Here is a 12442-nt window from a genome sequence, read left to right as displayed (position 1 = left end):
TATAGTGAACATCATTACAAGCAAATGTTCGCGCCCTAAGCAGATGCTATCTTCGATCCGTAAAAAACCAGTCGAGTGAGATCATGGAGACAAGACCAATTCGTTTTATTTATCGCGGCCAGGTACAAGAGGTGGCTCAAGCCCCGACCACGCGAACCGTTTTGCAGTATATACGTGAGGATCTGCACAGCACCGGCACCAAAGAAGGGTGTGCCGAGGGTGACTGCGGCGCCTGCACGGTCATGATTGGCGAACTGGACCAGAACAATCAACTGCAATTGCGGGCCGTCAACGCCTGTATCCAGCTGCTGCCTACCCTTGATGGCAAGGTGCTCTACACCGTTGAGGACCTGCGCCAGGACGATGGCACCCTGCACCCGGTGCAGCAGGCCATAGTGGACTGGCATGGCGCCCAATGCGGCTTTTGTACGCCCGGCTTCATCATGTCGCTGTGGGGCCTGTACATGACGCATTCGCCAGAGGACGGCCCGGTTTCCCGAGACCAGATCGACGATGTGCTCTCCGGCAATCTGTGTCGCTGCACGGGCTACCGCCCTATTATCGACGCCGCCAAGGCCATGCACAGCTACCCCGCTGTCAGCCTGGATCGCCAGGCTATTGAAAACAAGCTGCGCACCATTCGCCAGGACGGCATGCTGGCCTATGAATACCAAGGCCAAACCTTCCACGCCCCCCGCAATCTGGACCAACTGGCGCAATTGCGCGAACAATACCCGCAAGCCCGCATCCTGGCAGGCAGTACCGACATTGGTTTGTGGGTTACCAAGCAGTTCCGCGATCTGCCCCATTTGATCTATATCGGCCAGGTTGCCGAACTGCGCGAACTGACGGCACGCGAAGACGATCTGTACATTGGCGCGGGTGTATTGCTGAACGACGCCTTTGGCGCTTTGGTCAAGGACCATCCGGAGCTCAAAGAGCTGCATCAGCGCTTTGCCTCTTTCCCCATCCGCAACGCAGGCACCCTGGGGGGCAACGTGGCCAATGGCTCACCCATTGGCGACTCCATGCCCGCCTTGATCTCCCTGCGCACCCGTGTGGTTCTGCGTAAAGGCCAGGTCGAGCGCGTCATGCCGCTGGAAGACCTGTATCTGGCTTACCAGAAGACAGCGATGCAGCCCGGTGAGTTCGTTCAGGGTCTGCTGATCCCGCGCGACAAAGGCCAATGGAAATTCCGTACCTACAAACTGTCCAAGCGCTTTGACCAGGACATCTCTGCCGTATGTGCCGCGTTTGCCGTTGAACTGGATGGCAAAACGGTCAAACAAGCCCGCATCGCCTTTGGCGGCATGGCGGCCACGCCTAAACGTGCCAGCCACGCCGAGCAAGTCCTGCAAGGCCAGGAATGGAACGAAGAAAACGTACAAGCGGCCATGCAGGCCCTGCAGCAGGACTACCAGGCCCTCAGTGATATGCGTGCCAGCAGCGAGTACCGCAATCAAAGCGCCGCTAACCTGCTGTACCGCTTCTTCCTGGAAACTCACCCTGAACACGCTTTGAGTCCCGCACAGCTGAATGTCTTTCACCGAGCTCAAGCCAGCCTGGAGACTTTGTGATGAAAATCGACAAAATCGAGCATCTGAACACCGCTACGCCCAAGCGCGTCGGTATGTCCTTTCTGCATGAGTCGGCTGATTTGCACGTCAGTGGCACAGCCACCTACACGGACGATCTGCCCGAACTGCAAGGCACCGCTCATATTGCCCTGGGCATGTCAGAAAAAGCCCATGCACGTTTGCTGGAAGTGGACCTGGAAGCCGTACGTCAGGCGCCAGGCGTGATCGCCGTGTTGACCGTAGCCGATATCCCGGCCGCCAATAACTGCGGCCCGATTCTGCATGACGACCCGATTCTGGCCGATGGGGTCGTGCACTACTTCGGTCAGCCCATCTTTGCCGTCATCGCCAAAAGCCACGATCAGGCGCGCCGTGCGGCTCGTCTGGGCAAAATCACCTATGAAGAGCTGCCCGCTATTTTGACCCCGCAAGAGGCCAAAGCCGCGCAAGCCGGTGTATTGCCCTTGATGAGCCTGACTCAAGGCAATGCAAAGAAAGCCTTGGAAGCAGCTCCACATCGTTTGAAAGGCACGTTCCAGTGCAACGGTCAGGAACAGTTCTATCTGGAAGGCCAGATCTCCTACGCTGTCCCCAAGGAATATGGCGCGGTACATATCTGGTGTTCCACCCAGCACCCTTCGGAAATGCAGCAACTGGTGGCCCACTGCCTGGGCGTTGGAGCTCATAAGGTGCATGTGGAATGCCGCCGTATGGGCGGTGGCTTTGGGGGGAAAGAATCCCAATCGGCCCTGTACGCCTGCGTGGCCAGCGTGGCCGCTGTGCGTTTGCAGCGTCCCATCAAGCTGCGTCTGGACCGCGACGACGACTTCATGATTACGGGCAAGCGTCACGGTTTCTACTACGAATACGATATTGGCTACGACGACGAAGGCCGTCTGCTGGGCGCGCGCCTGGACATGACCGCCAATGCTGGCTTCTCAGCCGACTTGTCTGGCCCGGTGGCTACCCGCGCAATCTGTCACTTTGACAATGCCTACTACCTGTCCGATGTGGATATGAGCGCCCTGTGCGGACGCACCAACACACAGTCCAATACCGCTTTCCGCGGTTTCGGTGGCCCACAAGGTGCCTTGGTCATGGAAGTGGCGCTGGACAGCATCGCCCGCCGTCTGGGCAAAGATCCGCTAGACGTGCGCCGCATCAACTTTTACGGCACAGAAGACCGCAATATCACGCCCTATGACCAGACCGTGGTGGATAACATCATTCACGAACTGGTTGCGGAACTGGAAACCACCAGCGAGTACCGCCAGCGCCGTGAGCAAGTACGGGAATTCAATGCCAGCAGCCCTATTCTGAAAAAAGGGCTGGCTTTGACGCCGGTGAAGTTTGGTATTTCCTTTAATGTGCCTGCCTTTAACCAGGCTGGTGCGCTGGTACACGTATATCGCGATGGCACCGTCCTGGTGAACCATGGCGGCACCGAAATGGGCCAGGGCCTGAACACCAAGGTCGCCCAAGTGGTGGCCCACGAACTGGGCTTGAACCTGGAGCACATCCGGGTAACAGCAACCGACACCACCAAAGTGGCCAATACCTCGGCCACAGCGGCCTCTACCGGTACAGACTTGAACGGCAAAGCCGCTCAAGACGCGGCCTATCAAATTCGTCAGCGTTTGACGACGGTAGCCGCCCAATTGTTCTCGGTTGATGAGTCCAGCGTAAAGTTTGAACGCGGCCAGGTAGAGATCGGCGACCAGATCATGCCTTTCTTCCAATTGGTTGAACACGCCTATCAAGCCCGTGTTCAATTGTGGTCCGATGGTTTCTACGCCACTCCCGGTCTGCACTGGGATTCCAAGACCATGAAGGGCAACCCCTTCTACTACTTCTCCTACGGTGCCGCCGTAGCCGAAGTGCTGATTGACACCCTGACGGGTGAATCCCGCTTGCTGCGTGCGGACGCCCTGCACGATGTGGGCAAGTCCATCAACCCGGCCCTGGATATTGGTCAGGTTGAAGGTGCCTTTATTCAAGGCATGGGCTGGCTGACCACTGAGGAATTGGTTTGGAACGCGCAGGGCAAGCTCACCACCCATGCCCCCTCGACCTACAAGATCCCGGCGATCAGCGATTGCCCCGTGGATTTTCGGGTCAATCTGTTCGATGGCCGCAACGTGATGGATTCCATCCACCGCTCCAAAGCCGTCGGCGAACCGCCTTTGCTGCTGCCCTTCTGCGTCTTTAATGCGATCCGCGATGCCGTCGCCAGCGTGGGCGACTATCAGATCGAGCCAGAGCTGAACGCCCCTGCTACCGCCGAAGCGGTCATGCGTGCAGTCGCGGCAATCCGTAAAGCGAAATGAGTAGCTGGCCATCCCTTGCCCTCGCCCGCCTAAAAGCGGGTGAGCGGCTGGTCTTGTGCTCGGTCGCGCTGGCCAAGGGCTCCACGCCGCGCACGGCGGGTACGGCCATGCTGTTCAGCCAAACCGAACAGTGGCTGACCATTGGTGGCGGTCACCTGGAATGGGTGGCCGCAGAGCAGGCGCGCGTGCTGCTCAGTCAGGCATCGGGCCCCAGCTGGAGCCTGAGCCGTTTGCCGCTGGGTCCCAGCCTGGGCCAGTGCTGCGGTGGGGTGGTGACCTTGCTGTACGAAACATTGGGCCCGGAGGACCTGTCCTGGCTAGAAGAACTGGACAAGACTATACGAGCCGGGCAAGCCAGCAGCCGTCGCTCCCAATTGCTGTCCGACGGCAGCAAGCAAGTAGACATTCAAAGCCCCTCCGTAGCGGATGAATCACGCCTGGACTACGACGGTTCGCAAGGAGTCTGGCTGGAAGACCTACCGCCCCCGCCATTGACTATTTTGCTGTTTGGCGCCGGTCACGTGGGTGAGGCGCTGGTGCAGATCCTGGGCACCCTGCCTTGCCGGGTGCAGTGGATTGACGAGCGACCTGAGCTTTTCCCCGCCCGAGTCCCTGACAATGTCAGCCTGGAGATCACCGACATCCCGGATGCCTTGATCGAACAGGCTCCTACCAATAGCTATTTTCTGGTGATGACGCATAATCACGGCCTGGATCTGGCCCTGTGCCAGCAAATTTTGCGTCGCCCCGATACCGCCTATGTCGGCCTGATCGGCTCCATGACCAAACGCCGCCAGTTCGAGCGCCGCCTGCAACAGCGTGGCTTGCCCGAGTCCCGTATTCAAGAGCTGGTCTGCCCTATCGGCGTGCCCGGCATTAAGGGCAAAGCCCCTTCTATTATTGCCGTGGCTGTTGCTGCCGAGCTGCTGGCGCATGCCTATGACATGGGCCAGCTCAGTCGCTGATGCGACGTTGTTCTCAAGGATAAACATGACTACCCCATTGCACTCTGCCTGTGCCTACCGCGCCCAACTGCTGTACTTCATTGCTGACCCTGCTAGCTTGGAAGATCCTTCCGAAGCAGTGCGTTATCACAGCGACGGGCTGTTGCTTGTAAACGAGCAAGGACGCATTGAATCCTGTGGCGACTGGGCCGAGCTCTCGGCCAGCCTGCCCCCAGGCACCCAGCAACTGGACCTGCGCGACAAGATCATCATGCCTGGCATGATTGACACTCACCTGCACTTTCCCCAGACGGACATTATTGCCTCCCCATCCAGCGGTCTGCTGCCCTGGCTAGAGACCTACACCTTCCCCACTGAAGGCCGTTTTGGCGATAGTGAACATGCCCGCGAAGTGGCCAGCGTCTTTTTGGACGAGCTGCTGCGTAACGGCACCACGACAGCCCTGGTCTACGGCAGCGTGCACCCGCAGTCGGTGGACGCCTTCTTTGAAGAAAGCCATGAGCGCAATGTGCGCATGATTGCCGGCAAAGTCATGATGGATCGCAACTGCCCGGAGTACCTGCAGGACACCGCTGAATCCGGAGCCCGTGATTCGGAAGACCTGATCAAGCGCTGGCACGGCAAAGGCCGTCAACTCTATGCGCTGACTCCCCGTTTTGCACCGACGTCCACCCCCGAGCAACTGGCCGCCTGCGGTGAGCTGGCACGCGCCTACCCCGATGTCTTCGTTCAAACCCACGTAGCTGAAAACAAAGATGAAATCAAATGGGTTAGCGAACTATTCCCCAAGAACCGCAGCTACCTGGATGTCTATGACAGTTTTGGCCTGCTGCGCCCGCGTGCGATTTACGGCCACAGTATCTGGCTGGACGAGCAAGATCGTGCCCGCATGCACGACACCGGCAGTATCGCGGCGCACTGCCCGACCTCCAACCTGTTTCTGGCCAGCGGTTTGTTCGACTTCCAGTCCATCCGTCAGGACAAGGTTCTGCACACACTGGCCACTGATGTAGGAGGTGGCACCTCGTTTTCCATGCTGCGCACCATGAACGAAGCGCATAAAGTGGCACGCCTGAATCACTATCACCTGACCGCCGCTTCCATGTTCTACATGGCTACCGAGGGCGCTGCACGTGCCCTGGATATGCAAGGTCAAATCGGCACGCTGGCCCCCGGTGCTGAAGCAGACTTTATCGTTCTGGACCCTAAGGCCACGCCCTTGATGGCCCGCCGCAGCACCATGCTCAATTCCTTGGAAGAGCAACTGTTCATGTTCGCCATTTTGGGCGATGACCGCTGCATTCAGGCCAGCTACAGCGCCGGCCGCTGCGTACATCAACGCGATCACTAAACGCCTCTGACACAAGGCTCCTGGCTAGCAATTTCAGGCATTACAGCGCCTGCCAGGAACCCTCTTCTGCATACTCAAAAAAGCATCTACACGCGTTTTTCGATTTCACGCGGATTTTACGGTGCCAGCGATACATTGATCCCGTCAATAAGGAGCCAGCCCCGGCTCCCCCTTTTTCTTGGCGAGATCTCACTATGTCCGGCACATCGTCAGTGGTGCAACGTAATTCCCTGTTCTACCTGTTAACGCAAGTCGTCGGGGTCACCGTCTTGTTTCTTTGGCTAGCGAGTCTGAGCCAGAACTGGTCTCCGCCCAATCCTTTGCTGGCTGGCAACCCACAAGCCGGTCACATGGCTCACGAAATGAAAGAGCTTCAAGCCCTGCTGACTGCATTGATCGTGTCAGCAGGCCTGTGCCTTACTGCCTGGAAAATGCGGCGCTTGCGGGGGCAGGAGGCTCGGCCTAGTAAGACCATACTGCTGCTGGGAGCAGGGCTATTCATGGCTGTCCCCTTGTTCTTGCTGGTCGTACAAAGTCAGTCCACCCCCAGCGGCCTGATACCTGTCTATCGCTGGCTACCAGAAGTCAAACCCTTGCTGGAGCTAGGCGCAGTTGTGGCCGTCGGTGCCGGCCTGCTGCACTTGTACTTTGCAGGCTGGGCCATGAATCAGGCCAGACTGCGCTGGGGTGGTTTGCTGGCAGGCTTGGTCTGCGCCTTTTTGCTGGGCGTGCTGGAGCCAGATCAAGAACGCATTAATCTAACGCAGGTCTTTGGCTCGCTGGCCATTGTCTGGCTGCTGGGTAGCCTGGCGTTTTATCCCTTGATAGTTAACCCTAAGCGCTGGTCAGCCTCTCACAGTGAACGAGCAAGCGTCGCCCAGGCTTGGGAGCATCTGGCTACCATCCAAGTTCAACGCCGCCGCACATTGGGCGTTTTTGGGGGCTTGATGCTGCTGCTATTACCCGTTTTTTCCTCGACCTGGACGCCGGACTCTCTAGTTTTTCAATTTACCCGCATGGCAGGCCTGGCCCTGGTATTGATCGCGGTGCTAGGCCGCTGTTGGTGCATGCTGTATCTAGGCGGGCATAAGGGTTCCAGTCTGATTAGCCAAGGCCCCTACTCGATCAGCCGTAACCCCTTGTATGTATTTTCCCTATGCGCGGTCACCGGCATGGGAGCCTTGTCGGGCAGCCTCTTGCTAGGCCCCGTACTGGCCCTGTTCGTCTACGCGGTGTTCAACAATGTGATCGACGAAGAAGAAATCCTGCTGCAAAAAGTGTTTGGCAGCACCTATCAGGCGTACTGCCAGCGCGTACCCCGCATGGCGCCCCGCCTGAGTCTATGGAACAGCCCCGACCAGCTTGAGGTCTCCTTAGGCGGGCTGGCCCGGACCTTACGTGATGCGCTGCCCTACTTCTTGATCTGGCCGGTCTTCGCACTGGCACAGTGGCTGCAAATCAATGAGCTTGTCCCCGTACTACTACGTCTACCCTGATGGGTCTGGCCTGGATTAAGCTGTACAAGACTGCCCCAACAACGTGGAACAAGCTGTCATGCGTGTATTGATTGTTGAAAACGATACGACCATTGCCGAGAATCTTTACACCTATCTGGAGCTTAAAGGCTTTGTGGTGGATGCTGCCTATGATGGCCATGGCGCTCTGACACTCTTGCAAGAACAGGATTTCGATGCCTTGGTGCTGGATCTGGGCCTGCCGGGCCTGGACGGTTTGGGAGTGCTTCAGGCGCTGCGCCAATCCAGCCAAACACCCATTCCTACCTTGGTGCTGACAGCGCGCAGCCAGTTGGAAAGCAAGCTCACCGCTTTCGATCTGGGGGCAGATGATTATCTGGTTAAACCCTTTGCACTGGCCGAGGTCGAAGCCCGGCTGCGCGCCCTGATGCGCCGTGGCCCCTCGCCAGTCCAACATGGCTCGCTGCACTGGGGAACCTTGGAATACAACCTGGACACGGCAGTGGTCAGCGTGAACGGTCAGGATCTGCATTTAAGCTTTAAAGCACGTCAATTGCTGGAGGCACTACTCCGAGACCCCCAGGCTATTCTGACGCGACGGGCACTGGAGAAAACACTTTGGCCTCAAGGCGCCCCTTCTGCCGAAGCTCTGCGTAGCCAGATCCACATTTTGCGCCGTGCGCTGTCCGAGGCCGGAGCAGGCTCTATCGAAACCCTGCCAGGCGCGGGTTGGCGTTTGCAGAAGGAAGCCTAAGAGATGGCAAAAATGATGCGACGCAGCCGCTTCATGAGCACCCTGACCCAGCGGGTATCCTGGGCCCTGACCATGATTGCCGCCCTGCTCGTCATCATCATGGGCGGCTTGGCCTATATGGCCTTTGCGCGTATGGAGGACGAGATGGTCAATGCCATGTTGATGTCCTATGCCCGCAATCCCGCTTTATTGCCTGACAGTGCCTATGACCGCAGCGAAGCGCTGGGAGCCGAGCTGGACAGCTATTGGTTTGTACCCGGCCAGCCTCTTGACGGTCTGCCCAAGTTCGCCCAGGTTTCGGAACCCGGCATTTATGAATTTCATTTAAACAGCGATACCTGGCACGTACTGCGCCAGGATAAAGAGCAAGGCCAGCTCTATCTGGTGTACCGAGCCACACCGCACGAAGACCGGGTCCGTGAATTTGGCTTGTTTTTGATTCTGATCGGTTCAGTCACTATTTTGCTGGTCTTTTTGCTGGGGCGGCGCGTGGCCCGCCATGCGGTGGCTCCTATGCTGGCGCTGTCCCGCCATCTGGAAAATTGGGCCCCTGGCCGCTCCGGACTGCCCGAGCACCAGGATGACGAAGCGGGCCGGCTCATTCGAGCCTTTAACCGCATGCAGGAACAAGTGGAAGAACTGCTGACCCACGAACGAGAATTCGCCGCCAATCTGGGGCATGAGCTGCGCACGGGCCTGACCGCCATACGCAGTGATTGCGAGCTACTGGTACTCCAGTTGCCCGACGGCCCGCAACGACAGCGGCTGCAACGCATGATGGTACAGGCTGATGCCGTTACCGCCAGCCTGGATGCAGCAGAGAGCCTGGCCTATACCGCAGAGCGACATGTACGCGAAGTCGAGCTTAAAGAACTGTCCCAGCAAACTTGGCAAGCCGTCGCCTTGTTGGATACGGGTAGCAGCAAGGTTCGCTGGAGCAATCTGCTTCCCGAAACGCTTACCTACACCCTGGACCCCTACGCCCTGTCCATGTTGCTACGCATCTTGATGCGCAATGCCATTGATCATGCTGCCCCCTGCAAACTGCAGCTAAGCTGGGTTTCCCCATCTACGCTGACTTTACAAGACGACGGCCCCGGCATCGCCCAACAAGAGCAAATTTTGATTTTCGAGCGGCATTTCAGCCGTGGCAAACAAATTACATGGGATATACGTGACGGCGAACACCGAGGCATAGGCTTGGCTCTGGCGCGCCAACTGGCGCTGGCCCAAGGCTGGAGCTTAAGCGTGCAAACTGGGCCGAATGGCAAAGGTTGCGTGTTCACGCTGGATTTGAACCCTTCCTGACGGCCTATTGCGGAACGTGGTGCTCAGGTCGGAAACGCATGAAGAAGCGATAGACGCTATTGCGATGGCTCCCGACTCAGCAGCAGCAGTAGTAGGTACCGGCTGGCAGTATCCCCGTTTTGAACCTGACCTGCAGGCAGCTAAGCCCACCTTTATCAAGGACATAAAAAAACCCGACCTGCAAAGGTCGGGTTTTTTATCATGCCTGGCTAAAAAACTTACTGGCTTTCCAGGAAGCTCTTTAGCTTGTCAGCACGGCTAGGATGACGCAGCTTGCGCAAAGCCTTAGCTTCTATTTGTCGAATACGCTCACGCGTAACGTCAAACTGCTTGCCCACTTCTTCCAGCGTTTGGTCGGTGCTCATCTCGATACCAAAACGCATGCGCAGCACTTTGGCTTCGCGTGGCGTCAAGGAATCCAGGACATCTTTCACCACGTCGCGCATCGAACCGTGCAAAGCGGAGTCCGAAGGCGAAACAGTGTTGTTGTCCTCGATGAAATCGCCCAAATGGGAATCGTCATCGTCACCGATGGGCGTTTCCATGGAGATAGGCTCTTTGGCGATCTTCAAGATCTTGCGAACCTTGTCCTCAGGCATGTCCATCTTCTGAGCCAGAGTTGCGGGATCAGGCTCAACACCGGTTTCCTGCAGGATCTGACGATTGATACGGTTCATCTTGTTGATCGTCTCGATCATGTGAACCGGAATACGAATCGTGCGGGCCTGGTCAGCAATCGAACGCGTAATGGCCTGACGAATCCACCAAGTAGCGTAGGTGGAGAACTTGTAGCCACGACGGTATTCAAACTTGTCCACCGCCTTCATCAAACCGATATTGCCTTCCTGAATCAGATCCAGGAACTGCAAACCACGGTTGGTGTACTTCTTGGCAATCGAGATCACCAGACGCAAGTTGGCCTCGGTCATTTCGCGTTTGGCTTTACGAGCCTTGGCTTCACCGGTGGTCATGCGTTTGTTGACTTCTTTCAGGTCCTTGAGTGGCAATACCACGCTGGTTTGCAGGTCGATCAGCTTTTGCTGAACTTCCTGAATGGCAGGGATATGGCGTTCCAGAATGGCGCTGTACGCGTGGTTGCCAGCAACCTCTTGCACCACCCATTCCAGATTGGTCTCGTTGCCTGGGAAAGCCTTGATGAAGTGCGCACGTGGCATATCAGCACGATCCACACAGATGTTCAGGATTTCGCGTTCGTGCTGACGCACAATCGCAACCTGCTCACGCATGGTGTCGGCCAGCTTTTCCACCATCTTGGCGGTAAAGCGAATGCCCATGAATTCGTTCAGGATGGTTTCCTGTGCCTGCACGTAACCGGGGCTCTTGTAGCCATCGGTCTCGAAAGACACGCGCATCTTGTCAAACCATTCGCCAATAATGTCGAACTTCTTGAGCGACTTGTTGCGCAGGTATTCGATTTGCTTGCTGCTCATGCCGCCGGCGGGACCTTCGTCCTCGTCGTCAGCCGTCACACCAGAACCGGCGTACTCTTCACCATCATCGTCCACCAGACCATCGACGACTTCGTCGATCTGCATGACGCCTTCGCGCACACGCTGAACGTAGGCCAGGATTTCGTTGACGGTGGTAGGACAAGCAGCAATTGCCATGACCATGTGTTTCAAGCCGTCTTCGATACGCTTGGCAATTTCAATTTCGCCTTCGCGTGTCAACAGCTCCACCGAACCCATTTCGCGCATGTACATACGCACAGGGTCCGTGGTGCGACCGAAGTCGGAATCCACTGTAGTCAGAGCAGCTTCGGCCTCGTCCTCGACGTCGTCGTCGCTGGATGCCATGGGCGCGTTATCGCTCATGAGCAAGGTGTCAGCGTCCGGAGCCTGGTCGTAGACCGAAATGCCCATGTCACTGAAGGTGCCGATAATGCCATCAATGGCTTCGACGTCCACCAGGTCATCGGGCAGGTGGTCATTGATTTCGCTGTAGGTCAGGTAACCCCGATCCTTGCCCAGCTTGATCAATGCTTTCAGGCGATTGCGGCGTGCTTCCTGTTCTTCAGGTGTCAACTGACCACGCACACCGAATACGTCTTTTTCGGCTTTGGCACGCTTGGCACCACGCTTGGCCACTGGCTTGAGATCAGGAATGACCTCTTCTTCGCCCATTTCGTCGTCATCGACAAAGTCAATACCGTCGCTATTGGCATTTTTTGCGGGACGTCCACGGCGACCGCCGGTAGCGGCTTTCACTGCCGTTTTCTTGGCAGCCGCTTTTTTGGCTACCGTTTTTTTCGCAGCGGCCTTTTTAGCGGCCTTCTTGGCAGGCGCTGCGCCTGGCTCTCCACTCTCGTGAAGTTCATCGAGCTCTACCGAGCTTGATGCCCCTGATTTTGCTGTCGCGGCCAAGGTTTTCTTAGCAGACCGAGAGACCGTCGTCGAGGTTTTACCAGTCGTTTGAGTCATATTTTCTTCCATAGACGCCATTTACCCCTGTGGCACTAAATATGTAGCCACCGAGTCGTACAGGCAAGAGCCTGATGATGAGCGTGTCTATAACCGGCTTGCTCCTGGGCGTGCTGCGCCAGCGAACCCTAAGTAATTTAATCCCTGGCTCATGGGCTCAAGGCATATGGTGGTTCACAATCCGCTACCCGCCGCATTTGCTCGCGTACCAGTTTTAACCCCCTGGCCGGCCACAAACACAACA

The 12442-nt window shown here is 57.2% G+C and carries 8 protein-coding genes; 7 read left to right on the top strand and 1 reads right to left on the bottom strand.

The window, feature by feature from the left end; all coding sequences use genetic code 11:
* The first annotated feature begins 83 nt into the window (after positions 1 to 83).
* From xdhA to AC1RSM_RS03045, 7 genes are all read left to right on the top strand, one after another.
* Positions 84 to 1577 (top strand): xanthine dehydrogenase small subunit, encoded by a 1494-nt coding sequence (gene xdhA, locus AC1RSM_RS03075; RefSeq protein ID WP_492929376.1) that lies wholly within the window; start codon positions 84 to 86, stop codon positions 1575 to 1577.
* A complete protein-coding gene (xdhB, locus tag AC1RSM_RS03070) occupies positions 1577 to 3904 on the top strand; it encodes a xanthine dehydrogenase molybdopterin binding subunit (protein WP_492929374.1) in 2328 nt (775 codons plus the stop codon). The genes xdhA and xdhB overlap by 1 nt, the downstream gene beginning before the upstream one ends.
* Positions 3901 to 4869: a xanthine dehydrogenase accessory protein XdhC gene (gene xdhC / locus AC1RSM_RS03065; protein ID WP_492929372.1), complete on the top strand. Its 969-nt coding sequence runs from the start codon at positions 3901 to 3903 to the stop codon at positions 4867 to 4869. The genes xdhB and xdhC overlap by 4 nt, the downstream gene beginning before the upstream one ends.
* Before the next feature lie 25 nt (positions 4870 to 4894).
* Positions 4895 to 6220: a guanine deaminase gene (gene guaD, locus AC1RSM_RS03060; protein ID WP_492929370.1), complete on the top strand. Its 1326-nt coding sequence runs from the start codon at positions 4895 to 4897 to the stop codon at positions 6218 to 6220.
* Positions 6221 to 6414: 194 nt separating this feature from the next.
* The gene (locus AC1RSM_RS03055) at positions 6415 to 7716 is read left to right on the top strand and encodes a methyltransferase family protein (RefSeq protein WP_492929368.1); all 1302 of its coding nucleotides are present in this window, start codon (positions 6415 to 6417) and stop codon (positions 7714 to 7716) included.
* Positions 7717 to 7774: 58 nt separating this feature from the next.
* Entirely contained in the window at positions 7775 to 8449 is a 675-nt protein-coding gene (locus tag AC1RSM_RS03050) for a response regulator transcription factor (RefSeq protein ID WP_492929366.1), read from the top strand.
* Positions 8450 to 8452: 3 nt separating this feature from the next.
* Positions 8453 to 9757 carry a sensor histidine kinase gene (locus AC1RSM_RS03045; protein WP_492929364.1) on the top strand — a complete coding sequence of 435 codons (1305 nt, stop codon included), beginning with the start codon at positions 8453 to 8455 and terminating at the stop codon, positions 9755 to 9757.
* A 218-nt stretch (positions 9758 to 9975) separates the two neighbouring features.
* Here the strand turns inward: AC1RSM_RS03045 and rpoD are convergent, their stop codons facing one another.
* On the bottom strand, positions 9976 to 12198 hold the full coding sequence (rpoD, locus tag AC1RSM_RS03040; protein WP_492929362.1) for an RNA polymerase sigma factor RpoD: 2223 nt from the start codon (positions 12196 to 12198) through the stop codon (positions 9976 to 9978).
* Positions 12199 to 12442: the final 244 nt, after the last annotated feature.

The sequence above is a fragment of the Alcaligenes sp. GW821-FHT11D07 genome (assembly GCF_058808495.1).
The sequence above is the reverse complement of the archived record's forward strand: the minus strand, read 5'-3'. Positions and strand labels throughout refer to the sequence as shown.